This window comes from Vibrio sp. QJM3NY_27, from assembly GCF_057785955.1.
The window spans coordinates 881,107-906,925 of record NZ_CM173512.1 but is presented as its reverse complement, the minus strand read 5'-3'; the positions used below and the strand labels follow the sequence as shown (position 1 = coordinate 906,925).

Sequence of the window (25,819 nt, the reverse complement as noted above, 5' to 3'; positions counted from 1 at the left end):
CACTAGCTCGCCGCTTGTTCCCAATCAGTCAGTAACTTCATGATTACACGAGAGTCTTGATGAGTCGCCATCGGTGCAATAAGTTGTGTGTCACCTCGCTCAACCGCTTGGCGAATATTACGTACTTGATAATGGAAGCCATCGCCTTGCGCTTCAACTTTCACTTCACGTGTCGATGTTTCGTAGATCTCAACCGTGAATGTGTTTTCGTCAGTCGGTAACCATGGATTTGTGTCGAGCGTGATACAGCCTTTGCTACCTAAAATCGTGAAGCCATGCTTTAAGCCGTGATCTTCTGCGGTATGGATTTGCGCGGTAAAACGGTCGTTGAAACGCATCATTGCCGATGATTCACAGATATTGCCATCTAGGCCTCGTCGACCGAATGCTGAGATCTGTACATCATCGAACACGCTCTCGCCAAATTGTTGCTGCGCAACAGAGTGAATCAGCGACATTGGATAACAGCCAAGGTTGTACAACGCGCCTTTACTTGCAGGATTCACAAACTGATCAATCGCCGCAACATAAGACCCTTGAATTGAGCGCACCTCACCAATCTCACCGGTTGCCAACTCTTGATGAAGCTTGGCGATAAGCGGGTGGTTTAGATACATCAAACCTTCAGCGAAGAACACACCGGATACTTTCACCGCTTGCAGAGCTTGTTCGGTTTTTTCCATATCAACCGACAACGACTTTTCACACAGAATCGCTTTGCCTTTTTGAGCGGCTTTAATAACGTATTCGTGGTGAACATGGTTTGGTAGAGCAATGTAGATGATGTCGACTGACTCATCTTCAATCAAAGCTTCATAGCTGTTGAAGGTCAGTGTTGGCTGATATTGCGCGGCAAACTCATTGAGTGTTTTCTCTGTGCGCCCAGCGACGGCATACAGTTCACTTTGTGCATCGCCTTTGATCGCATCAGCCATTACGCCTGAGATAAAGCTTGTTCCTAATATTCCCCACTTCATGGCTTACTGCTCCTGCTTTTTTGTTTCAGCTGATTCAAGTTGCGTTTCGAACGCTTGAACCAACTCAGTAATATCACGCTCAATAAACGCTTGGGTATGAGGCATAACAAAATGCTGGTTAATTGCTTCACGGTTTGAGTACTGCTCCAGCAAAATCACGCGATCGCTTTGGTTTTGGTCATAGGTTGCTATTGCTTGTAGGCAGCCCGATTCGCTCTGCATGTCTCGGCAAAACTGTTCGATGGCTTCTACAGCAACATCACGTTCAATGTTCGCTTTAATCTTAAGTTCGGCAGTGACAAAGATGGTTTCGTTCATTTGAGACATTTCACGCTCTTATTTTAGTTAATTATCGGTTTGCCATTAATATAATTAACCCCTAATAATTGATAAACTCACCTTTTGTTTATTATTTATCAACCGAGAGTGTTTAATGGATAAGTTAACCAGCATGAAGGTCTTCGTTTACGTGGTCGAGCAAGGCAGCTTTCGCAGCGCCGCAAACCACTTCAACCTGTCAGCAACCATGATCAGTAAACATGTTCACTATCTTGAAACAAGCCTCAACTCTCAATTGATTCATCGCACCACACGTAAGCAATCATTAACCGATTCTGGTCAGCTTTACTATCGGGAATGTAAGCGAATTATCGAAGACATCAGCAATGCTGAAAACCTGATTCAAGCCTTAGAAAATCAGCCCCAAGGCACGGTAAAAATAAACTGCCCTGTCACCTATGGAAACAAGGTACTTGCCCCGATAGTGGCGAACTTTCTCGCGAGTCACCCAACAATCAACATCGAACTCGTGCTGAACAACGACCTTGTCGATCCTTATTCTTCCGACATTGATTTGATTGTGCGAATTGGCGACCTGTCTGACTCTAGCTTGGTCGCAAGATACTTAGGGGATTATGAGATGTGTTATTGCGCAGCTCCTGAATACCTTAAACAACATGCTGAGATCAGCATATTGGAAGACCTTGCACAACACCCGTCGCTTGGGTTCAGCTATAGCAGTCGTCGTGATGTGATAGGACGTGATACTCACATCCGCCATATCCAAAATAGTGAACCTCAACCCCGAGAACCTCAGAATCACCAAGCAACCCACACCACACCGAATAAAGGGGGTGCGCGTTTGATGTCAAATAATGGGGATGTATTGCGATATGCCGCCCTACAAGGCGTGGGCGTTTTGTTGCAACCAACTATCTTAGTCGCAGAAGAAATTGAGCGTGGAATGCTATTGGAGATCTTACCCGGCATGGCACCGTTACCAAAACCGATTCACTTACTGTACAAGACCAAGCAACTTTCATTGAAGAACAGAACCTTTGTCGAGTTTTTACTATCCACTCTTTCTGACTAACTAAGCGCTGACGAATTAGCAAAGAGGCTTCTAAGTAACGAAGCGTTTTCTAAACAACAAAACCGCTAAACCGTTTGCCAATGGCTCATCAAGCGCTTGCCAAGATCAGAAGGCGTGGTGTTGTGAACGATCATCTCATCACATTGGTTGAACACCATAAAGTGTTTTAGCTCTTCGCATAAAGCGTGAACTAATGATTCATGGTTTTTGATTCGATCTTCCACAACCAAGTTACGAATATTGAGCAAACCACTCTTCCTGTCGACCTTGCAATCCATTCGTGCCACCAGCTCTCCTTGCCACAAAATCGGCAAACTAAAATAACCAAACTGGCGCTTGGCTTCTGGAACATAGCACTCAAGAAGGTAATCAAAGTTGAACAATGATTGCATTCGCTTACGTTGAATCAGCAAGTTATCAAATGGCGAGAGTATCTTAAGCTTGGTTCTAGAAAGAAGCTGATTCAACAGTTCAAAACCATCCGGCAGCACATAATAATCAGCACCTTGAACATCCACCTTCACCACTTGTTTGTCTTCAAGCATCTGCTGGAGTGTCTTCTGTATCAGTGGTTTGGTGTTCTTAAGCAGATAGCTCATTTCCGATGCGATTCCCACACCGTTCGCTTCTAAATAACGCGTGATCAGATGCTCGATATACTCTTGTTCCGTTGGCTCAGAGGTATCAAGGCCGCTCGGCAAAACTCGCTCGGTTAGGTCATACACCTTATGAAAGTTCACTCGGCTCGGCACCATTAAATCACCTTGCATAAACAAGGTCTCTAGCGCCTGTTTGGCAGGTTTACCGCCCCATCCGCCGGGGTTTGGTCTATCCCCTTCAAAGTCTTTCGCCATCAATGGCCCTTCGCTCTCAATACGCTTAAGAACATGTGCCATCAGTGCGTCGTCTTTTTTATACCAATGCTTGAGCTTACCGCTCGCAAAGCCATTCTTTCGATGCAGGCTGAAGCGGTAGTCGCGCATGGGTAAATACGCGGCGGCGTGCGACCAATACTCAAACACTTCTCGACGTTCTAACAACTTATCCAGATGGTTCAGTTGGTAGTCTTGATTACGATTCCACAGCGTATGATGGTGAGCTCGCTGAATCACAGAGATGGTATCAATTTGAACATACCCAAGGTTTTCAATCGCAGATAGCGTGTTCGCCAAAGCACCCCCATTACGTTGCTTTTTAGGTGGCAGCTTCTTAGGCGGCAGCTTTTGCGAAAGTAGTACCATTTTTTGCGCCTGAGCGAGTGACAGTGATTCCATGTAATTCAGACTCTAATTGATACCAATGATCGGTTTATGATTCAGCAATAAGCTCTTGAAGAATTTGCTTGTAGGTTTCGACCGTCTGCGCACCTGTTACCGCACTCTTGCGGTTGAACACCACGGTAGGAACCGCAGAGATGCCCATGCGTTGCCATTCAAACTCTTGCGCTTCAATTTGCTTCAAGTTGTCGGTGTTCTTCAAGCGTTTCAGTGTCTTGGTTGAGTCTAAACCAACCGCTTCAAGTTCTTGCGCGATAACCTCAAGATCAGACAGATCTTTTTGCTCTGTGAAATGAGCCGTAAAGAAGCGTAGCTTTAACTCAGTCTGTTTACCGTGCGCTAGAGCAAAATCGAGCAGCACATGCAGATGACGTGAATTCACCATTCTCATGCTGTCATAGAAATTGAAATCGAACCCGATCGCTTGGCCACGAGCAGCCAGTTGCTCACGCGAACTTTGGCTCTCTTCCGCACTAGAACCGTATTTTCTCATGATATGATCACGCAGGTTTTCACCCTCTTGCGGCATATCGGGATTCAGTTCAAACGGCTGCCATTCAAGTTCAATTTGCTCCGCTAAGCCAAGTTCCGCAATGGCTTGCTCTAAGTTTTTGTAGCCGACCACGCACCAAGGGCACATTACGTCAGAAATAATATCGAGTTGAATTTTATTACTCATAGTCATACCAAAATCTAGTTGGAAACAGGCCGTATATAAAACGGTCACCTTGTATTGCCACTGAGTATAACAAACCTGAACACTCGTTCAATTATGTATTGTGAGAAAAGTGAGGCATCTATGAGTTGCTTAGATAAAAAACAACCTTTACGCTTTCGCTTAATTCAACTAGAGCGCTTACTCTCACGTCTGAAACCCGAGACAAGGATTCTCATGAAAATCGAACTGACCACAAACCCAACTCAATCCGACATAGATGAAATTCGGTCTGGGCTTCGTAACTACAACACCCCCTACCTGGAAAACGTATTCCATAGTGATGTCGTGTGTTTCACCAAAGATATCAATGGGGCTAAAACAGGTGGCTTAGTTGGGGAGATATGGGGAAATTGGTTGGTCATCAAATATCTATGGGTATCACCAGAGCATAAAGGACAAGGGCTTGGCAGTCAGTTGTTGTTAGAAGCCGAAAACTTCGCAAAAACCAAAGGCTGTCATTCGTGCTTCTTAGATACATTCAGCTTTCAAGCCAAACCTTTTTACATCAAACGCGGCTATCAACTGCAATTTACGTTAGAGCAGTTCCCTGAAAACTCCGAAAGACACTACTTCACCAAACACCTTTAAAAAGATGGCAATTACCGTCGATTAAAAAAGCCAACTCATTAACGGAGTTGGCTTTCAATAAAAATCTACACCAGTGTCTGTGGGCTAGGCTAGGAGCTTCTCAAGTACTTGGTACACACCAGCATCTACGTTACTCGGAGCACCAAAACGAGCGATCTCTTTCAGTTTTGGATGTGCGTTTTCCATCGCGTAAGAGTGATAGCTCTCTTTAAGCATTTCCAAGTCATTTAGGTAATCACCAAAGCTCATGGTCTGCTCGTAAGTGAAGCCTAATGTGTTTTGTAGATGCTTAATCGCTGCGCCTTTTGAAGCTTCAGCATTCATCACATCAAGCCAAATTTTTGCACTTACCACCACTTGGTAGTTGTCACCAAACTTGGCGTTGATGCTTGGGTTCACTTTCTCTTGTGAACCATCAAAATGGCAAATAGCCACCTTGATGAAATCGTCTTCTACCGCCAGTAAGTCTTCTACTTGCTCACGGCGATGGTAATACTTAGATATCTCCGCTAAAGCACGCTCATCTTTGGTTTCAATGTATGCAGACTTCTTACCACATAGCACCACATGAGCACCTTCAATCGCGCGAGCTTCTTTAATGATCTCTTTGATGGCATCAGTATCAAGCAAACAGCTGTAAAGCTCTTGGCCTTTATGCATCACTAATGTGCCGTTTTCAGCAACGAACATCATGCGATCTTTAAGCGGGGCAAAGGTTTCCATCAAGCTGTAATACTGACGACCCGATGCCGCAGCAAAAATAATGCCTTTCGCTTCTAGTCGCTCATAAAGATTGAAGAATTCTGGGTCTAACTTTCCATGTTCATTAAGCAGAGTGCCGTCCATATCAGCAGCGATAAATTTGATGTTCTGTTGTGGCATTTCAGGGCTTACCTATAGTAATACCAATCGTAGTAAATAACTGTTCATCCTAGCTGGTTAAAATACTCGATAACTGCGTTAGAATTTTTGATTGTAGAATAACTACTTATCAAAAAATTCCGCCTTGTTCTCAAGTCTTTTTCCTGCGCTATTTCTGATCATTTACTTACTGTGATTGGTATGAAAATTAAATAGCTAATTATGATTTTTCGTTATCTTGTGTAACGGTTATGCGTTCGATTATATCTCTAGAGTAGCCAATGAATGCAATGCTTTTCGGTCGATTTCGTTGTTTAAATCTAAGATCTTATTTTTGCGCAATAAGGAGCTAAAACAGATAGAAATCGAGTATCAAACGCAACTAAAACCACTGATTTAATATGCCAACTTAAGCCGACTTTTAAATTTCGCGTTGACCAATAAAAGAAATAGGCTTACCATTAATCGTCTTTTAACGATTATGGAAAGCGAAACATCAATATGAACGAAACTTGCTCTACAACTGGTGGCTGTGCTCTGCCAATCGGACATGGTGATGTCGAAGCTGAAAAGCAAATGGCAACTCTAGCGAAAGCGCTCGCTCACCCGGCAAGAGTTCGTATATTGAGTATCCTTTCAACGTTAGAAAAATCGGGCGGCTGTTTGAACAGTGACTTGGTGAGTGAATTAGGTTTGGCTCAATCAACAGTATCAGAGCATCTAAGAATCTTGAAAACCTCAGGCTTCATCACTGCTGAATCGATACCACCGAAGATGTGCTATCGCATTAACCGAGATAATATTCAGCAATTTGAATCGCTTATCGACACCATTTTAAAATAGATTAACCACGCTTAGTTTGTCGAACACAATAAACTAAGCGTATTTTTTGCCTTTAAATATCGTTTTTCGACGATTAACGATAACAACCAAAGAGATAATATAATGAAACCAAAATTAGGTTTTCTCGATCGCTACTTAACGCTGTGGATCTTCATCGCCATGGGTATTGGTGTACTGCTTGGCACCTTGTTCCCACAAATCGAACAGTGGAACGAATCAATGTCTGTTGGCACAACCAACATTCCACTGGCAATTGGCCTTATCTTAATGATGTACCCACCTCTGGCTAAGGTTAACTACAACCTGCTAGGCACCGTGGTAAAAGATAAGAAAGCCATCAAGCTATCTTTAATCATGAACTGGTTAGTTGGCCCAATTCTAATGTTCGTGCTGGCACTGACGTTCTTGGGTGACCACCCTGGTTACATGGTGGGTGTCATTCTGATTGGTCTTGCTCGTTGTGTGGCGATGGTTCTGGTTTGGAACGATATCGGCGGCGGTAACAAAGAGTACGGCGCAGCATTGGTTGCTTTGAATAGCGCATTCCAAGTCGTGAGCTACAGCTTTATGGCGTGGTTATTCATCAGCGTTCTACCACCTGTATTCGGTTACGAAGGCATGATGGTTGATATCTCGATGATCGACATTGCACACAGTGTACTTATCTACCTAGGTATCCCATTCCTAGCGGGCTTCTTAAGCCGTAAGATCCTTGTGTCAATGAAAGGCGAACAGTGGTACAACGATGTGTTTATTCCGCGTATCTCTCCAATCACACTGACTGCATTATTAGCAACTATCGTTCTGATGTTCAGCCTAAAAGGCGAGATGATTATAGAACTGCCAATGGACGTATTGTTGATTGCGGTTCCACTGACTATCTACTTCACAGCGATGTTCTTCATCAGCTTCTTCATTGGTAAAAAGATGGGCATTGAGTACGACAAGAACGCATCAATTGCATTCACAGCCACGGGTAACAACTTCGAACTAGCGATTGCAGTCGCTATCTCTGTATTCGGCATTAACTCAGACCAAGCATTTGCCGGCGTTATAGGTCCACTGATTGAAGTACCTGTGTTGATTTACCTAGTGAACGTGGCGCTTAAGATGAAAGACAAGTATTACAATGGTCAAACAGTTAAACCTAGCGTCTAGCATCTACATCTACATCTACATCTACATCTACATCTAGAACTAGAACTAGAACTAGAACTAGAACTAACAAAATCAGCATCACTTAAAACAGAAAGGCTCACACGTTAAACGGTGAGCCTTTTCTTTATGAAATCTCGTACAATTTAAGTCTCGTCCAGTTTACGTTTCGTCCAATAAGCCTTTCAGGGCTTGCTCAAGCCAAAGCAATGCGGGCCCTTTTGATCGTGTTTTAGACAAAACAAGATCAACGGGCGGCGACCATGTTTTGTGATCGAATGAGACATTAATCTCCACTAAACGTTGCTTATCCAACTCCTCTTCGACAAGGTGTTTGGGTAAATATGCCCAGCCAATATCACTGCCGAGCACCACCTCTTTGATAACAATAAAGCTGTTTGACCACCATACCTTACCGGCAATCAGCGGAAACTGATCCATCACCTTACCTTTGTCTCCCCTCAACATTAACTGACGATGCGGGAGTAAGTCAGAGAGTTTCGCAACACCTGTTTTTGCGAGCACATGACTTGGATGACACACAGCAATAAACGGCAAATGGCCGATAAAGCAAGGCTCAGAGCCGACATCAAAAGCCAAGTTGGTAAACATCAATCCAATATCGGCTCTCTCTTCTATAATCAGCGGATTGACCTCCGTTGTGGTACACGCAACCAGTTCAACTTCAGTCGCAGGGAATTGTTTACTGAATTCACTCAGGATTTTAGATAGGTTCGGAACCAGTAATGAATCATCTAATGCAATTTTGATGAGCCCTTCTTCACCGCTACCCATCGCATTAACCGTCACATTCAGATCTTCAACCTGAAGCACGATCGCTTTCACCTGTTTGAATAACTGCTCGCCCGCTTTGGTTAGTGAAGGCTTTCGAGTCGAACGATCAAAGAGCTCAACATTAAAATCTATTTCAAGATTACTGATACCTTGGCTCACTGCCGACTGCACTTTACCCAATTGACGCGCACTAGCAGAAAATGACCCTAATTCAACGGCATACACAAACATTTTTAGCTGTTCAATGTTGTACATTCGGTTTCTCCTAATACTTACTATCACCATATGTGATGCTAACTATCTTTATATTATCATTTAAGCAGATATTATCTAGCCAAGTCATTAGCCCATCAGAGGCTAGAAATAGATAAAGAGAGTAAAAAGATGTCACATAAAGAACGCATGTTACACATGGTGCTATTTGAATTAGTTGCTTTGATTTTTATGGCTATAGCGGCAACTTACATTGTCGGTGGCGGAGCAGTAAAAATGGCAGGGTTAGCTCTATCTTTGTCATTGATTGCGATGACGTGGAACTACGTCTATAACTACGGCTACGATAAAATTTACGGTGCTGACCGCAGCAAACGAACCAAGAAAACACGTATTCTGCACGGCTTAGGTTTCGAACTGGGTTTGATGTTGGTGTCGTTCCCACTACTGATGTGGGTACTTCAACTCGATTTCTGGACTGTATTGGTAATGGATATAGGGATTGTTATCTTCTTCGTACTTTACGCGATTGCGTTCAACTGGGCGTATGACTCGATCCGAGATCAATTGGTTGCGAAAGGGAAAGTAAGTGTGCTGAATTAATAAAGCCGTCTTCAAAAGAAGACGGCTCATATTATTTACCTAAAGTAGAGATTATTTGCTACGAGATAGCACTGTTCCCTTTAGATACATCGGACCATGCTGTTGTAATCGCAACGCGAGATTTACTATCAAGGTTATCGATAAAGCCATTGTCACCAACCTGAGGTTCAAAGCCACTCATAGCTTGAACCAATGCATCAACCGCATTATTGGACAACACAGTATGATCTTGCGATGTGCCTTGATCTCCCATCGCAACAACAACTTGCGCACGGTTACCATTGAAGTAATCATTGAAAGTTACAGAACCAATGTGTTCAAACTTGGCTTGGTCAGTATCACTTTCAGGATCGCGCAGTATCGACAATTTAAGATCATAGCCACTGCGTTCTAACCACAATTTCTGCCAATCAATCCCATTGAAAACAATGTTGTCTTCGCTGCGAATGTCTTCAACGAGGTTGTCAATGACGTCACCACTTACAACAAAGCTATCTACGCCAGTGCCGCCCTTGAAGGTATTTTGGAATCCACCAAGTACCATCACGTCACTTCCTTCGCCACCATTGAACTGGCTGAACTTAGAAAGCGCAGCAGCAATTAGATGATCATCACCTTCGCCACCGTTGAGCACCGCGTTATAACCCATTAACTTAACAACATCATTGCCGTCACTAGCATTGATACGGTTGTAATTGCCAAAGACATTGGCGAAGTCATTACCAGCCCCCAACTCAACTTGGTTATTATTACCAATCGTAACTGAGTAGTCTTGGTCGCCGCCTGTATCAACACGGTTATAGTTACCAGATGTGACGACATAATCACGGCCAGCTCCAGTGTCAATTTCACCACCTTCACCAAAGACAAACGACTCATCATCACCCGCGCCCAAGAACACGTGATTGATTCGTCCAGCAACAACGGCTGTATCATTGCCTTCGCCACCGAACATCATATTTTCACGTCCCATTAGCACACCCATATCATTGCCTTCACCGCCGGTAAAGATATTAGATGTTCCTGTTGCATAGTAGACATCATCACCTCGACCACCCCAGAAATTATTGTTATCTCCTAGGTACGCGCCGAGATCTTTACCATCACCACCCCAGTTGAAGTTGTAATTGCCTAAAGAAACGTTGATGTCTCCATCGCCTTGCAAGTGACCGCTATTACGAAGGAAATCAAATGTTTTCTCCTTCATATTCAGTAGATCAGCCGTCAGGTTTTCTTTTAAGTTTTCCACCAACGACTTCATTTCTGTTTGCTTATTTTCACTGAAAATAGTCGCAAACAAATTAGGTAAGTTTAGCGAATTAAAACCAAATGCACGATCTTCTTTAGCGGAACTATCTGTCGTTATTGCATCGCCGTTATTCTGAGATCCATCGACATTAGTGCCATTAACAGAAACGGATGAATTATCTTCTTCCTCTTCCGGCGCTTTTTCTTTCAAGCCGTGCGTTTCTGCGAACGTCTTAATGCCGTCAGCACCCATATTGACGCCCGACTCTAGGTTGTCTAGCAACTTAGCTGGGTCAACGAAGGCTTGTAATTGATCGCCACTAAACTCGCCAACAACTTCTAGCATTTCTTTTAGGATTGCGACGCCATCTACTGATTCGCCAGTACGAGACACAATATGCCCTGCAGCTGTGTAATCCACACCGAAGATATCACCTAGCGTCGTATCTGCACCTACACCGGCTAGTTGGCCTAGAAGCTTGTTTTTTAACTGACGAGGAAGATCTTCGGGGCTGTAAGTAAACGTTGTTTTAGCTTGCCCCGTTGTGGAAAATTGTTGAGTCATAAGACCAAACAACGAACCCAAATTGGTATCAAGAATCGACTGAATATTATCACCGAACATAAAGTTCCAGTTACCCGTCGTCACTTGAATATCAGCACCTTGGCCACCAACAGCAAAATTAAACGCTAGCTTCTCATTCGCTTGACGGAACTTATCTGCACGACTCATTTTACTTGAGTCAGAGTTATCACTTCCGCCTAACCACTGGTTGTATTGCTTGTTTAACGTCGCTTCAGCGTCATTTTTCAAGCCGCGGCTACTGCGTTCATTTTGAGAATCCAAGTCAACCAAGCTTGTGTAATCAACACTGCTACTCTGATCTAATCCAGACATATCTTTAACGAACTTTTTAGCCCCAGATAATGTCCACTGTTGCTCTTGAGCGGCTAACCAATCTTGACCCTCACCTGAACTCGCTATGCTTTTTAACACACCAGAGATTCGAGAGGCGCCGTCAAACGGATTAACCAGAGGAGGCGTAGGAATTGATTTATCCATCATCACAATAAGATCGTTGCTTTGCCCCAAATTGAAGCTCACATTACGATTACCGATGAACATCTGTGCGCCTTCTAGAGCTTGATAGCCGCCAATATCAAAGCTGTGTTTACTTTTCCCATCACCGACATGCACCATCACGTTGTTGTCACCAAAAGCTAGAGATTTAAAGCCACCTGTACCGACTTTAATGCCAACGTTCGAAGTACCCCAGTTAACCGCGGTAAACTCACCATCACCAACATTGACTTGAATATTGCCAGAGTAGCTGAGCTTATTACTGCTGTTATCAGATGAAGAGGATTCAGTCTCATTCTTACGTTTTTCTGGGGCATTAAACACATCACTGTTTTCAGCAATTGCGCCGCGAGCGGTATCATCAACGTCGCTAGTACCTACGCGAGAAAGATCGATGTCTCCTTCTGCGATACCATTTCTTATACGCTCATGTTTTTCGGTCACTTCGCCTTGTTCATCCCAGCTAAGTGTCACTTTGTTACTTTTCTCTTTTTGTACCCAATGACCATTTTCGTCATGGGTATGTTTACGACCATTCGAATCAACAGCAACTTCTGAGCTACGGACAGAAACATCGCTACGGATATCGTTGTCACCCATCGATTGAATAAGAAGTCTTCCGAAGCCATTTTGTTTGTCATCACTGATTAGCGAACAACCGACCACACTAATATGATCAGGTTTAGCCTTCACATTTTCAGCTTCACTAAACGCTTTATTAAACGCTTTATTAAACGCTTTATTAAACGCTGCTAGTTTCACGGCTAACTCATCTGCGCTGTAACCACTTAAATGAGTATTATTGTTTTCAGATTCATCTCGACCATGACCAACAAGTTGCCAACGTAATTGTCCAGCTAACTTATCTTTAGGTAGCTTAGATGGGTCACCGTAAATCACACGATAATTGCCGTCTGAATCAAGCTGTACAACCACAGTGCTATCTGGATGTTTGCCAGCTAGATTTTCAGCAGCTTTGGAAACCGCAGAATCATTCTCCATTTGGATAATGATTTGACCCTCAAAGCGCGTTTCACCACCGTCAGATTGAGGGGATACTACGAGGCGTTCCCAACTGTTAACGTCTTTGTTTTTAACCGTGTCATCCGAGCCATTTAAGCTCACTTGGAAATCAATATTAGGTTTATTTGCTACATCATCGTAGACAGCACGCAAAGTCTTATCATCTTGTTCGATGACAAACTGATCCGAGGCACTCACTTTAAGTGCAGGCAACCCTAAACGATGGGTAATACCTGGAACAAAGCTTTCGATACCTTTATGTGACTGCAAGTGCGCTTTCCCGTAGATAGCGACAAACTTTTCACCATCAGGAAGAGCTTGCAATGCATCGACGGCAACGTTGTTCGCAGCACCAGCACGGTACATCAAGCCATGCTCTGTACCTTGAACTGTAGGTCGCGCTGTACTATTTGCATCTAGAGCAAGAATACGCATCCCGTTAGCACGGGCGTTTTCAAACAACGTAATATCTAAATGCTTAGTTTTGATCATTGCACTCAACTCACTAGACATAATGCCTGTGGACAAATAGTTGTCGATCAGTGGTTGGGCAAGGTCAGAACGGAGATGCTCTAAGCCGATGACTGTCACACCTTGCTTTTTGAGCGCGTCCATTTGTTCATTAACAAAGCGCAGACCATTCACATCGCTTCCATGAACTTCCCCAATTAGGAGGCCTTTGCGCTCATTGAGAAGTACTGACAATTGTTCTTCAACATCGCCTTTCGCACCCGCAAGCTTGTCGCTTAGCTCATCATAACCAGCACCAGAATAACGGTGATCCCAATTGTCGACGTCGGTCTCATGACTGCTGCGATATATACCCTCAATGTGATCCATACGATCTGTCTCAAGCTGAGATATATAGCTTTGATCAGCGAATTTTTTCAGCAGTATCATTTCAGCGGAATCACTGGTCGTTGGGTCAGACTTTTTAGCGGCTTCTTTCAAGAAGTAGAAAGCCATTTGTACCGACTCAACCCCCGTCAAATCCTGAAGCTCCTGATAGCTATAGCCAAGGTGAACGGTTTTTGTTGCCTCATCCAAAACAGCTTTGCTAAGCAAGTCAGCAGACTGTGATTTTTCTAACCATAGTTTAAAGTCAGAATACTGTTCACCAAGCTCGATGTGATACTTCGCGTCAAAGCCCAAGTCACTCGGAGTTTCTCCTGCATAACCTTGTTGTGGCGATAAGTATGGGTCTTCATTAGCCCAGCGCACCATCATGTCCGTTAGGCCAATATGCTCGCCATTTGCTTCTTCCATAGCAACAACATAAATACGAGCGGCCAAATCAGTTCGTGTCTGTGCAATAGCATCAATGCTCTCTTGGGTTACTTTCATCTTGCCACTGAACAGCGCAATGTTTACTTGCTCTTTCAATGTCGTCAACGCAAGGTTACGTCCAGAGGTTGGATGTTCAGCCAAATAATTATTGATCTGCTTGTTCAGTTCAAAACTCGCCCCCACCTGATCTCGACCAATAGAACTATGCACTAATTCAACTTGATCCAAGATGGCTTGATAAGAAGCACCAATCGGTTTAGCAAAGACTTTACCGCCATCTTTCAACTCTTGCTTCGTCATGATGGTAGACAAATCAACGACTAGTTTTGTCTTGTTTCCTAACGATTCAAGGTCCGTTACTTTTACTTCTGTTGACTTCTTAATTGGTGTTGCGTCAAAGACAGGTAAATCAAGAATTCCCTGCAATGTCGTCTTGTCACCTAATGTAGGCTTGTAAGTAGCTAACGTATTGCCGTCCATCACCACAACACGGTTGAAAATAGCTTCTCCAACATCATTTTTTGGTAATCTGTAACGTTGAGCCATGTTCAGGTCGGACTTACCGAAGAAACGCGTTAGGTAGGCATCAAATTTCTCTGCGGACGAGAACTCAACGATGCCCGCATTTGGGTCATAGAAACCGTAAACACGATCCTCTACTGAGCCTTTTGCCCAAGCCGCCATCGCGTGACCCGGCGCATCAAGTTCCAACAACACAGGTTTACCGTTAGCCGATACATCGGTGATCTTTTCAACCACACCGTTTACGGTCAGCGCTCGCTTCCCTTCCAGCTTTTCCTGCCATACTTTCATAGAAGTATCATGCATTGGGTTCTTAGCATGAATCGCAGCCAAGCTGCTGAGCAACTTGCTTGCATTGGCTTTTTCACTGTCGGAGTAAAGCGTTGGATTGCTCAGCACCGCCGCCGCAGAATACATTTTCTCCAGCAGTTGTCTTGCAACGCCAGTTTGACCATCGCTTTCTAACTGTTTCGCAACCAGAACAAGTTTAGAGAGAGGATCACAGCGTCCACCAAAACCGTCGTTCGATAGGTTCAACAGCATTAACTGCGGTGCGAGCTGCTCGGTGGCTTTCGCATCCACCACTCCAGCAGAGGCAACCTCACGGAACAGTCGGTTATACTTCTCAGACTTGTTCTGGAACGTCACTTTCAGTGCACGACTTTCGATTTCCCAAGCAAGCGCACCTTTTTGCTCTGCACTCCAGCTACCTTTAACAAACAGATCGACCAGTTGCTTGATGCTCATATCTGAATGGAAGCCGTCAACGATGTCCTTAGCATGGTCGTTTTTGTAACCATTTAGGAAATCTTTGGTGGTACGAATATCTTTCGATTTTCCTGGTACGCTAGTATCCGGTTTCAGCGCATCGCCATAGCGTTTAAAGTCTTTCTCTAGCCCTTTAAGCACTTCGCCCGCTTCTACCGCCGCTTGTTCAGCATTGAACAGACCCGAGACAATTTGATCGGCGTATTGCCCCATCAAGCGGTTGCTCGCTTCGTGGCCATAGAAGGTTTGTTCACCCGTGACGTTGTAGCCAGCAATCGCGAGTTTGGCACGCAGCTTCTCGCCTTCACCGCCTAGACCTTCGTTGTCTGTCAGCAGCAGAACTGGCGTCTCTTTTGGCAAGCCTTTAAGGTTCTTCTCTACCGAAAATTGACCGTTAACGGCTTTCGCGATGGCCCCTACAATGCCCGCAGGATTCGCCACTTCATGGGCTGTAATGGCCTTGGTCATACTTGGCATAGGACGGTCAAGCAATAAGCCCGAAACCGCTTGGCCATTTTGTGCAGCATAACGCGCTAAATCTGCAGCAATTGGACCACCCATTGAGTAGCCGTGAATGATGATGTTGCTTGGGTCAATACCCTTGTCATTCACTAGATACTTGAACATGGTGCGAGCGTCTTGATACAAGCCTTTTTCGCTTGGTCCGCCATCGCTTTCACCATAGCCACGCAGATTGACTGCGAGCATGTCGATGCCTTGTTTCTGATAATGACTGCGAATCGCGCTCGCTTGCTCTTCTGAGGATGAACCAGATCCGTGTAGGAACAGCACTACTTTGCCGTTTCCTTTACTCTCTTCACCTTCAGGTGCTTTCGCTCCCTTATGGAAGTATCCAGACAAACGACCAGCTTCACCTTTCAGAGTCACTTTTTGAGACTCGTCTTTTTCGACAGCAAGCCCTAGCAATGTTTGGGTGATATCACCAACCTTACGACGAGCATCTTTAGTTCCGAACAACTCATTGTTTAGGAAACGAGTTAACGGACTAACAGACTCTTTGTCGCGCGGTGGTGTACCATCATTTTCAATCGCTACGTTTTCTTTGTGCTTCTCATTGCCTGATAAGACATCACTAACTTCCGGTTTACTGATTGGCGTTGCATCAAACACAGGCAAATCAAGGATTCCCTGCATAGTCGTCTTATCACCAATTGTCGGCCTATAACTCGCTAACGTGTCGCCATCCATCACCACCACGCGGTTGAAGATCGCTTCACCTACATCGTTTTTGCCCAGCTTGTAGCTTTGAGCCATGTTCAGATCGGACTTACCGAAGAAACGCGTTAGGTAAGCACCAAATTTCTCTGCTGACGAGAACTCAACAATGCCAGCATTTGGATCATAGAAGCCGTAAACACGGTCGTCACCTGAGCCTTTTGCCCAAGCCGCCATCGCATGCCCCGGAGCATCAAGTTCCAACAACACAGGTTTACCGTTAGCCGATACATCGGTGATCTTTTCAACCACACCGTTTACAGTAAGCGCTTGCTTCCCTTCCAGCTTTTCCTGCCATACTTTAATCGACGTATCATGCATTGGATTCTTCGCATGGATAGCTGCCAAGCTGCTGAGCAACTTACTTGCATTGGCTTTTTCACTGTCGGAGTAAAACGTTGGATTACTCAGCACCGCCGCCGCAGAGTACATCTTTTCCAGCAGTTGTCTTGCAACGCCGGCTTGACCATCGTTTTCCAGCTGCTTTGCGACCAGAACAAGTTTAGAAAGTGGATCACAGCGTCCACCAAAACCGTCGTTCGATAGGTTCATCAGCATTAACTGTGGTGCAAGTTGCTCGGTGGCTTTCGCATCCACCACTCCAGCAGAGGCAATCTCACGGAACAGTCGGTTGTACTTCTCAGACTTGTTCTGGAACGTCACTTTCAGTGCACGACTTTCGATTTCCCAAGCAAGCGCACCTTTTTGCTCTGCACTCCAACTACCCTTAACAAACAGATCCACCAGTTGCTTGATGCTCATGTCTGAGTGGAAGCCGTCAACGCTATCCTTCGCATGGTCGTTTTTGTAACCATTTAGGAAATCTTTGGTGGTACGAATGTCTTTAGATTTTCCTGGCACGCTAGTATCCGGTTTCAGCGCGTCGCCATAACGTTTAAAGTCTTCCTGTAGTCCTTTAAGCACTTCGCCCGTATCAACCTTCGCTTGTGTTGACGTGCTCGTCTCATTGCTTTCGATATAAGGCGCGGTGATTTTTGCCCATTTATCAGCATGCTGCGTCATTAACCATTCGGCTTTGTGATTCGCAGAAGCACTGGATTTAGGCTTTTTAACTGGGGGTTGGCCTTTGCTTGCGCGATACTCCTGATACCAAGTATCGAAATCATCACTACCACTAACCAAAGCGTTCACTTCAGCAATAATGACTTTACGGCTTGCAAAATCAAAATGATCGAGTGCCTTCACATCAACTTTTGCCGTGGATTCTGTTTTAGGCACAAATTCACTTAACACGTTCGGCACACTGCGGAACTCAAACAAGATAGCGGGCTCTGGCTGCTGCACATTTCCTGTCGTAGCGTTGTTGATGCCATGTCCTGCCACTTCGCCGCCATACTGGAAGTATTCAAATACACTCTTAGCAAGGCTTTCTGAATATGAACCTTTCAGCTTGCCAATGATTTGTTGTCTCACGTATCGTGAATCATCTGCACTAAGAAGTTCCAGCATTTTGACAGGCTTAGTTCTTGGCAAAATCTCCCAAGCATTTTTTACTTTCGGATCGGTTAACCCTTGAGCGTTTGGAGAGAAACCCTCCGATGCAGGATCCCAATCATTGATGTAGATACCGTACTCTTTGGCCAGATCTGCAGTTTTTGAATAGACCGATGTGAGATAGGCATACACGTTTTGCGCAGCCGTCGGATCATCTAATTTGTGCTCATTAGAGTTAACTAAAAACTCATCTCTAAGTCCCGACTGGTACCAAGGTGCCGATTCTAGAAGTCTGACTTCCAATGACGAGCTTGAACCAAATTCTTTCGCATTAATGCCCATAGTGGCTTGTTGTCCACTAGGGGTCATCCCTATTGTCTGCCCTTGAGCTTCAATTGCAGTGCCGTTACCAGCCGCGATGAGGTGCTTCGAATTCGAGATAACCAGCGTAAAGTGTCCATCATCACTCACCAATTGAGGTAAGCTTTGGTGGTTTGACTGGTTGATATGGCCTGTAAACTCTTTCGCTAACCAAAGCATTGCTTCTTTACGACTTTCAATCGCCGTCGTATCACTGGTTTCACTCGGATACGTAACCAATTCAATTGTGTGCGTCTGCCAGTTGTTCACCCCATTGATATCCGCAATACGAGCTGGGTTGCTATAACCGCCTTGATTCATATCTTTGGTTAACATGAACAATGGGTTACCCTGTGAATCATGCACATACCCAAACGTCTGTGCTGAATTCTTAGGTAAAACAACAACTAGACCAGATAGTTCGTTTTCTATACCAATTGATGTCGAGGCAAAATGACTTTGAAACCCAGGAACACTTTTTGAACTATGTTGACCCGTTGCTTGATTTCCTTGTCCACCACTTAACCCTTCTAAGTTCACCCCTGAAATACGAATATCTTTTCGGTTTACATCCTGTGACGCTCGATCTGCAACAATGATGCTATCGGCATTGCTCTCAGTGAACAGAGAAGTGATTGAACTTCCGGTGTTTTTAGAACGAACACCCGCATTGATTTGTAGTCGATTTACGGCTTGAACCGCACCGTCTAGCGCTTCTTGCTCTTGATCGGTTAATCCTTCACTGAATCGACCGTCGGCACTCTGTGGATTTACCGTGTCGACATCGCTACTGGTTGTCTCTTCACTTTGAGTAAAGTGACTTTCATTAGATAAGCCGCTGCCAGAGGCACCTTGACGATCAGGGCGGTCACTTTCATTTTGCTTAGAACCTTTCGCGTCCGCTTGTGCTTGATGTGCTTTATTTTCAGCATTTCTTGCATCACTATTACCACGTTCTTCAGCGTCTCTAGCTGAATTATTGGCATTCGATTCAGCTTGTTTAGCTTCATTGGTTTTCGTGGTCGCTTCTGCTTTACGTGCATCAGCATCGGCTTTAGCGTCCGCAATATCTTGCTCTGCACTAGAACGATTATCTTCGCCTTTCGCAACGCCTGCTTCTGATTTAGCCACCGAATCGTTGACGTTCTTTTGGTTACTTTCGTGGGTCTGTTTCGCAGCAGTGATCTGTTCGCCAGACACATCTTTGGCATTGTCTAATTGGGTTTGTACATCCTTTAGAAGACCACCAGCAAAACGATCGCGCCAATGATCACCAGACACTCCCGTATACTCAGCTTTGTTGTCAAGTACATCAAGGCCTTGAGCCATTGCCGTTAGATCTTTAGTTACCGCTTCAGACTCTTCGTTCACAGCGTCGCGCTGCGCTTGACCATTACTCTCTAATGCTTCTTGATCGGTTGATTCTAATTGAGCCTGAGAACCTGATACAGCTTCAAGTTGTTTCTGCTTTTCTTGCTCTAAACGCTGGCGATCGGCTTCCGCTCGTTCTTTGTCAGACATTGCATTTTTTGCAGCTTGATTTTGTTCCGCATTATCGGCAATAGCATTAGCTTGGTGTGACGTTTCAGATTTCGCCACCACATTATCTAAAACATAGCCCAACCCATCATTATGGCCTGTGCCTTTGAATTCTATTCGGTTGCTGCCAGAATTTGCAGTCAACTTAAGTGTTTTTTGTTGCCAAGCTGCTTCATCGCCAGAGGTTGAAAATACAACATCACCGTTCCAGAGAACCTCTATGCCTTCATTGCTTGAAATGCCTGCACGCTTCGCAAAATCAAAGCTAACCGCAATGACCTCACCTTCCGCTAAATCAGTTAAATCTTGAGAAAGACTTGTATTAGTATAAGTATCTAGCTCTGTTACACGTGAGCCATGGCCTTCGCCACTTACGCCATAAGCGCTACTTGAATATGATGCTTCTACGCCATGAGTAGATTCCCAACCGTCGCCACCTTGTTCAAAATCGCCATTAACGATCAGGTTAGGTGCTTGCGCTTGATCTGAAGACTCTTCGATGTTGAGTTCATTTTCCATGCTGCTGAGATCAGGCGTTTCAACGTTAGTCACGCTTCCACTTAGCCCGTCTCCTAGATCGGAACCTACTTCTTCGATTTCATCCAGAGCGAAACCATCAAGTTTCGTGATTTCAGGCGTTGAAATAGCACCTCGCCCTTTCTGAATTCCTGATGACGAAGCTTCATCACCTTGAACTAGGTAATTAATCGCTTGGCTGCCACCCACTCCAAGAAGAGTTTGTTTAATATTATCAAACAGTGCGGAAAGCTTATTGCTGCTAGTGTTACTTGACGCGACGGCTAGGCTATAGAAATCACCGTTACCCACTTTGATAGCAACGTTATTTCTGGCATAAGAAGCGTTAATCCCTAAGCCATCACCTACGTGAATATTCACGTTTGCTTTGCCTTTCATCACCGCAACATTGAGACCGTCACCCACTTTGGTGTTGACGTTATATTTGCCCCATGCAACGTTAACTGAAATACCGTCACCAATTTTGGTGTTGATATTCGCATCACCATAGGCAGCCGTTACACTCAGGCCATTACCCACGGTTGTCGTAATGTTAGCTTTACCTTTCGCCGCCGTGACCTGCATACCATCACCGACTTTAGTGACAATATTGCCCTTGCTCCAAAGTGCGTTGAAGCTATCTCCGTCACCCACTTGAGTAACGACGTTCGCTTCACCTTTCGCTAAAACAACATTACGGCCATCACCCACTTTCGTAATGATATTCGCTTTGCCCCAAGCTCCCGTGTAATCATCGCCATTACCGACGTGAGTAATGACATTCGCCTTACCTTGAACCACAGAAACTTCTTGGCCATCACCGACTTTGGTAATGATGTTCGCTTCACCTTTGGCGAAGTTGTATCGATCACCGTCACCGACGTGAGTGAAGATATTTGCTTGTCCCCAGGCCACGTTAACGCCTAATCCATCGCCCACTTTTGTGATGATGTTAGCTTTACCTTTCGCCAAACCAATAGTCGTACCATCACCCACATGGGTCATGACATTACCCACTTTTGATATCAGTAAACCAACGGTGGTTCCTTCACCAACTTTGGTTAAGATATTACCTTTACCCGCCAACACAGCTGCGGTTGTTGCATCACCAACATGGGTAACTACGTTTGCTTTCGCAGCTGCGACAACACCCATGAAGTCATCACCGACTTTCGTTATGATATTCGCTTCACCAAGGGCTAGTACGCCAGTAAGACCATCTCCTACGTGAGTCATAATGTTTGCTTTACCAAACATCGCGGCTAAGGTTGTTCCATTACCCACTTTCGTCATCACGTTTAGTTCGCCAGCAAATAAACCTAAGCTTGTGCCATCACCAACGTGAGTATAGATATTCGCTTTACCGATCATTAATGCAGCAGTTAGGTCATTACCCACTTTAGTCATGATATTGGCTTGGCCAAGCATTGCAGCAAACGTGCTGCCGTTACCCACCTGAGTGAATATATTTGCGTTACCTACCATCGCGGCTATCGAAGTACCATTGCCCACTTTGGTTGCGATATTACCTTTCGCCACCATTAATGCGACTGTTGTACCGTCACCAATATGCGTAAAGACATTGGCTTCCGCGACCATAAGCGCTAATGCATCACCATGACCAACCTTGGTAAATACATTGCCTAGGCCACCCATTAGCGCCCACGCGTTGCCTTCACCAACGTGAGTGAAGATATTGCCTACGCCGATCATAGCGGCTATTGAAGTGCCGTCGCCTACTTTGGTGAAGATATTACCCGCAGCACCCATTACGCCAATTGTTTGGCCATCGCCGACATGAGTCAGTACGTTACCAATACCCAACATAATGCCAGTGGTATCACCATCGCCCACCTTGGTTAGAATGTTCGCCCCACCAACCATTACGCCAGTTGTCGAGCCATCACCAATATGTGTAAGTACGTTAGCACCTCCTCCCATAACGGCAAGCGCATTGCCATTGCCTTTTTTGGTTAGGATATTTGCACCACCAAGTGCGACTGCGGTCGTATTTGAGGCCGTATCATCACCGCTAATATGAGTAATGATATTGGCACCACCAAGCATACCTGCCGTGAGGTCACCGTCACCCACTTTAGTCATGACATTCGCGCCACCGACAAGTACAGATGCGATGTCACCCTTACCAACCTGTGTCATGACATTAAAGCCACCAACCGCTAACCACAGCCCGTTGCCAGAACCAATTTGGGTGTGTGTGTTGTAGCCGCCTAGCATAGTCAAACGACTATTACCGTTACCTTTGTGAACTGAAATATTGCCATAAGCAAGTAAGTGAGCTAAATATTCGCCATCACCAATACGAACCAATACATTGACTGCACCGCCTGCGTAGACATCCATTTTGCCTTGCTTGCTCTGATGGACTAATACGTTAGCCAAGCCAGCACCACGGAAAGTAAGATCGCCTTCATCGCCACTTTTAACAATAACGTTAGCCGCGCCGCCACCAATAAATTCGGTATCACCAAACTTAGAGCTATGAAGAATAACGTTAGCAATCCCTCCGCCATTAAAATGAACATCGCCGCGGGTAACGTTGGACTTGATAACGTTACCGCCACCTATGCCATTAAAACGAACATCCCCAGAGCTTTCACCGGTATCGGTAGAAGGTTTGATCAATGCTTGTTCATTGTACTCGTCAATATCTGAGACCGTTTCGCTTGTACTTCTTACCGCATTTACACTGTACTGAAGATCACTCAGCGAATATCCGCCTCGGCCCATTGAGTGATAGCCATTTGCTGTCGAAATATCCTCATTGGCCAAATTTCCGGTGTAATTACCTTCTTTGTACCAAGAGCGGGCCTGGTACTTTAACTCGCCAGTTTCTGAATCATTCGCTAATTCAACCACCACAATTTTTGTATAAGGGCCAAGCACTTTCGCATATACATACGTGTTTGATTTGCGATTTGACTTAACACCTTTAACATCAACTGTTGTGCCATTTGTAGAGATAGCATGGCCACCCATTTTTGCATCGGCCAAAACAACATCTTCAGCATCGATTAAGGCACCGTTTGCGTATGTAACCCATTCATATTCAGTCAGGTCTTTCTCAACAGCATGAACGGTTACTGGCTGTTGATGCTCCACCGTAAGATCAGATAGTGTATACGCGCCATTAATGTTGACAGCATTGAACCCTCCCTGAGAAGAGATATCCAGATCTGATAGGTTATCAAGGTGATTACCCGCTTTATACCAAGCGGTAGAGTAATACTCTAACAAGCCAGTTTGAGGATCGTTACGAAGCTGAACTTTGTTGATTTTTGTATAAGTATCGTCTGCGAATGCAAACAGGTAAGTATTAGGTTCACGAGATGAGCTGATGCCAGTTACTTGATGATTTTGACCAACCCAAGAGCCACTCATTACAGCCTTAGTAAGCACGATTTCATCGGCATTGGCATTGGCTAACCCTTCGCCTTTGAAATCGTTACCAGACCCTTTACGGGTAATCTTGTTGTAAGCCCCGCCTCCAGAGAAATGAATATCACCGTGTGCCACATCAGAATAGATACTGTTGTATCCACCAACTCCTTCAAAACGAATGTTGCCACGTGTTTCCACATAGACATCATCCGATTGTCGCGTACGTTCAATACGGTTTGATGCGCCCGCACCCTGCAATGTTATATCACCGACTTTACCTTTTCGAACGAGATGGTTATCGGCACCAGCACCACGGAAAGTGATATTACCCGTTTCTACTCGTGAGCTAATACTGTTGGCAGCACCAACACCATCAAACGTCACATTACCGCGAGAACCCTGGTATTTATTGAACCAAGTTCGGTCAAGTTTGTTTCCGGCCCCAGCTCCAGTAAAGGATAAATTACCTTGATTTGTTTCATGCCAAAGGCTGTTATAGCCACCAGCACCACCAAACGTCACATTACCACTTAGACCTTTACGGGTTATCCCATTATATGCAGCAACACCGCCATAATTTACGTCACCGCGATTACCTAGATGATCAATAGATACTCCACCAGCAGCGCCAGCGAATGAAACGTTCCCATCGCCACTTTTGTTAATGTCCGCATACCCGGCAGCACCTTTTACATTTAGGTTGCCAACAGAGTCTTCTACTCTTAGATATGCTGCACCACCTACTACCGTATCATTTCCGCTACCCGTATAAACCGTCGCCCCAATGGAACCGACAGTGACGTGATCATCACCTCCACGAGCATGTATTTCGCCGCCAAAACCGATAGCAACAATGTTGTTGTTACCTTCATCGGCGGAATAGTTCCCTGTAAAGAAGTATTCAACACTTCTCCAAAATGGTTTTCCCATAAAAAAAACTCTAAATTTGGGTTAAATAGAAAACCACTGTACTTTTCTGATACAGCGATCATTTTGAACATCGACCTTGCCGCGGACAGTGCAAACTTTCTGCCCCTTCCACGGAAGGAATACACGGCGTCGAAGGTCATTTACGACCTCTCGACCATGCCCGAATGGTGCTATCATCTCTGGAATATAAATATGCTGACCGGACCTCCAGTCAGATAAAGAGATTTCTCGATCCCCTGATAGCAGTGCATCTCGACTCTGCTCAGACAAAAACGCCCAATTACAAAATGCAATTGGGCGACCTTGTTCATCTTCGTAATAGCAAAACTGGTTTAGCTCAAACGCCGGCATAATGCGCTGCTGCCATTCAGCAACAACGTATCTGCTGTGGAGAGGAGAATGCTGACTTAACAACATCACCCCACCAATTAAATTTTTAATTTGAGCTAAGGTAAGATTTGCTGATTGATGTGTAATAGACATAGGCTCTATATCACCGAATACAGCTATTATTTAGCTTTAGAAGCTCTCTTCTTTGGCGCAGGTTTTTCTTCTGTCTGCACTTCTTCAGTCTGCTCAACATTAGGCTCGTCTGAAGGTAAAAAACCTGCTGCAACTAGCTTGTCAAATTCTGCCGACATACGAGGATCTTCGAGCATATTTTTAACCATTGAGACCATATACATAAAACCAGAAGCTGGCATATGAACGACTTGTTTAAGTTCGAGGTCACCATCATTTTCAGCCATTACGCCGCTAGCCATATTGTTTTGATCTTGACCTACGAAATAAAGAGAGAAAACACCTTTATTGTAATTAACACTCGATACTGTTTGAACAAACTTTTCTGTCATAAATTAAACCCGATTAATTATATACAACGGCTTGATTAGCCTTGGAAACAACTATTATTAAAATAGAAAAACACAAAATAAGAATTAGTTGCGTTTTATAAATTAATTTTACACCTCAAAAAAATTTGAATCAACTTACTTTTATTTTTGTTTTAGAGTATATATTCTATTAATTGAAAAACATAAAAATCTCATT

Annotated in this window: 14 protein-coding genes; 5 read left to right on the top strand and 9 right to left on the bottom strand. The window is 44.6% G+C overall.

Annotation, left to right across the window (positions count from 1 at the left end; translation table 11 throughout):
* Window positions 1–2: 2 nt before the first annotated feature.
* Both AC3CIA_RS19805 and AC3CIA_RS19800 read right to left on the bottom strand, forming a co-directional pair.
* On the bottom strand, window positions 3–977 hold the full coding sequence (locus AC3CIA_RS19805; protein WP_488519622.1) for a Gfo/Idh/MocA family protein: 975 nt from the start codon (window positions 975–977) through the stop codon (window positions 3–5).
* Window positions 978–980: 3 nt separating this feature from the next.
* Window positions 981–1,304 carry a putative quinol monooxygenase gene (locus AC3CIA_RS19800; protein WP_054545898.1) on the bottom strand — a complete coding sequence of 108 codons (324 nt, stop codon included), beginning with the start codon at window positions 1,302–1,304 and terminating at the stop codon, window positions 981–983.
* A 106-nt stretch (window positions 1,305–1,410) separates the two neighbouring features.
* Here AC3CIA_RS19800 and AC3CIA_RS19795 point away from each other — a divergent pair, with 106 nt between their 5' ends.
* Window positions 1,411–2,349 (top strand): LysR family transcriptional regulator, encoded by a 939-nt coding sequence (locus AC3CIA_RS19795; protein ID WP_054545899.1) that lies wholly within the window; start codon window positions 1,411–1,413, stop codon window positions 2,347–2,349.
* A gap of 65 nt (window positions 2,350–2,414) precedes the next feature.
* Here the strand turns inward: AC3CIA_RS19795 and AC3CIA_RS19790 are convergent, their stop codons facing one another.
* Both AC3CIA_RS19790 and AC3CIA_RS19785 read right to left on the bottom strand, forming a co-directional pair.
* Entirely contained in the window at window positions 2,415–3,623 is a 1,209-nt protein-coding gene (locus tag AC3CIA_RS19790) for a winged helix-turn-helix domain-containing protein (protein ID WP_488519621.1), read from the bottom strand.
* A gap of 34 nt (window positions 3,624–3,657) precedes the next feature.
* Complete coding sequence (locus AC3CIA_RS19785) at window positions 3,658–4,305, bottom strand: DsbA family oxidoreductase (RefSeq protein ID WP_488519620.1); 648 nt, start codon at window positions 4,303–4,305, stop codon at window positions 3,658–3,660.
* A gap of 213 nt (window positions 4,306–4,518) precedes the next feature.
* Here AC3CIA_RS19785 and AC3CIA_RS19780 point away from each other — a divergent pair, with 213 nt between their 5' ends.
* Window positions 4,519–4,932: a GNAT family N-acetyltransferase gene (locus AC3CIA_RS19780; RefSeq protein ID WP_102553343.1), complete on the top strand. Its 414-nt coding sequence runs from the start codon at window positions 4,519–4,521 to the stop codon at window positions 4,930–4,932.
* A gap of 84 nt (window positions 4,933–5,016) precedes the next feature.
* Here AC3CIA_RS19780 and AC3CIA_RS19775 read toward each other — a convergent pair whose 3' ends face one another.
* Entirely contained in the window at window positions 5,017–5,814 is a 798-nt protein-coding gene (locus AC3CIA_RS19775; RefSeq protein ID WP_488519619.1) for a Cof-type HAD-IIB family hydrolase, read from the bottom strand.
* A gap of 480 nt (window positions 5,815–6,294) precedes the next feature.
* On the opposite strand from AC3CIA_RS19775, the gene AC3CIA_RS19770 reads away from it, so the two are divergent.
* Window positions 6,295–6,636, top strand: coding sequence for an ArsR/SmtB family transcription factor (locus tag AC3CIA_RS19770; protein ID WP_016794841.1), 342 nt, complete (start codon window positions 6,295–6,297; stop codon window positions 6,634–6,636).
* Between the two features lie 102 nt (window positions 6,637–6,738).
* Entirely contained in the window at window positions 6,739–7,794 is a 1,056-nt protein-coding gene (gene arsB, locus AC3CIA_RS19765; protein ID WP_488519618.1) for an ACR3 family arsenite efflux transporter, read from the top strand.
* 159 nt (window positions 7,795–7,953) lie between these two features.
* Here arsB and AC3CIA_RS19760 read toward each other — a convergent pair whose 3' ends face one another.
* Window positions 7,954–8,841 carry a LysR family transcriptional regulator gene (locus AC3CIA_RS19760; protein ID WP_488519617.1) on the bottom strand — a complete coding sequence of 296 codons (888 nt, stop codon included), beginning with the start codon at window positions 8,839–8,841 and terminating at the stop codon, window positions 7,954–7,956.
* A 129-nt stretch (window positions 8,842–8,970) separates the two neighbouring features.
* Between AC3CIA_RS19760 and AC3CIA_RS19755 the strand changes: the two genes are divergently transcribed.
* The gene (locus AC3CIA_RS19755; RefSeq protein ID WP_145569796.1) at window positions 8,971–9,402 is read left to right on the top strand and encodes a PACE efflux transporter; all 432 of its coding nucleotides are present in this window, start codon (window positions 8,971–8,973) and stop codon (window positions 9,400–9,402) included.
* 58 nt (window positions 9,403–9,460) lie between these two features.
* Here AC3CIA_RS19755 and rtxA read toward each other — a convergent pair whose 3' ends face one another.
* The 3 genes from rtxA to rtxH are packed head-to-tail and all read right to left on the bottom strand — an operon-like array spanning window position 9,461 to window position 25,623.
* Window positions 9,461–24,769 carry an MARTX multifunctional-autoprocessing repeats-in-toxin holotoxin RtxA gene (gene rtxA / locus AC3CIA_RS19750; protein WP_488519616.1) on the bottom strand — a complete coding sequence of 5,103 codons (15,309 nt, stop codon included), beginning with the start codon at window positions 24,767–24,769 and terminating at the stop codon, window positions 9,461–9,463.
* A 21-nt stretch (window positions 24,770–24,790) separates the two neighbouring features.
* On the bottom strand, window positions 24,791–25,252 hold the full coding sequence (gene rtxC / locus AC3CIA_RS19745; protein WP_102436863.1) for an RTX toxin-activating lysine-acyltransferase RtxC: 462 nt from the start codon (window positions 25,250–25,252) through the stop codon (window positions 24,791–24,793).
* A 26-nt stretch (window positions 25,253–25,278) separates the two neighbouring features.
* Window positions 25,279–25,623, bottom strand: a complete 345-nt coding sequence (gene rtxH, locus AC3CIA_RS19740) for a protein RtxH (protein WP_004732223.1) — start codon at window positions 25,621–25,623, stop codon at window positions 25,279–25,281.
* Between the last annotated feature and the right edge of the window lie 196 nt (window positions 25,624–25,819).

What these genes read in the sequence shown, in the direction of transcription:
- rtxH (WP_004732223.1), bottom strand. Translation starts at nt 25,623, where the DNA reads ATGACAGAAAAGTTTGTTCAAACAGTATCGAGTGTTAATTACAATAAA.
- arsB (WP_488519618.1), top strand. Translation starts at nt 6,739, where the DNA reads ATGAAACCAAAATTAGGTTTTCTCGATCGCTACTTAACGCTGTGGATC.
- AC3CIA_RS19785 (WP_488519620.1), bottom strand. Translation starts at nt 4,305, where the DNA reads ATGAGTAATAAAATTCAACTCGATATTATTTCTGACGTAATGTGCCCT.
- AC3CIA_RS19805 (WP_488519622.1), bottom strand. Translation starts at nt 977, where the DNA reads ATGAAGTGGGGAATATTAGGAACAAGCTTTATCTCAGGCGTAATGGCT.
- AC3CIA_RS19770 (WP_016794841.1), top strand. Translation starts at nt 6,295, where the DNA reads ATGAACGAAACTTGCTCTACAACTGGTGGCTGTGCTCTGCCAATCGGA.
- AC3CIA_RS19800 (WP_054545898.1), bottom strand. Translation starts at nt 1,304, where the DNA reads ATGTCTCAAATGAACGAAACCATCTTTGTCACTGCCGAACTTAAGATT.
- AC3CIA_RS19760 (WP_488519617.1), bottom strand. Translation starts at nt 8,841, where the DNA reads ATGTACAACATTGAACAGCTAAAAATGTTTGTGTATGCCGTTGAATTA.
- AC3CIA_RS19790 (WP_488519621.1), bottom strand. Translation starts at nt 3,623, where the DNA reads ATGGAATCACTGTCACTCGCTCAGGCGCAAAAAATGGTACTACTTTCG.
- AC3CIA_RS19795 (WP_054545899.1), top strand. Translation starts at nt 1,411, where the DNA reads ATGGATAAGTTAACCAGCATGAAGGTCTTCGTTTACGTGGTCGAGCAA.
- rtxC (WP_102436863.1), bottom strand. Translation starts at nt 25,252, where the DNA reads ATGTCTATTACACATCAATCAGCAAATCTTACCTTAGCTCAAATTAAA.
- rtxA (WP_488519616.1), bottom strand. Translation starts at nt 24,769, where the DNA reads ATGGGAAAACCATTTTGGAGAAGTGTTGAATACTTCTTTACAGGGAAC.
- AC3CIA_RS19780 (WP_102553343.1), top strand. Translation starts at nt 4,519, where the DNA reads ATGAAAATCGAACTGACCACAAACCCAACTCAATCCGACATAGATGAA.
- AC3CIA_RS19775 (WP_488519619.1), bottom strand. Translation starts at nt 5,814, where the DNA reads ATGCCACAACAGAACATCAAATTTATCGCTGCTGATATGGACGGCACT.
- AC3CIA_RS19755 (WP_145569796.1), top strand. Translation starts at nt 8,971, where the DNA reads ATGTCACATAAAGAACGCATGTTACACATGGTGCTATTTGAATTAGTT.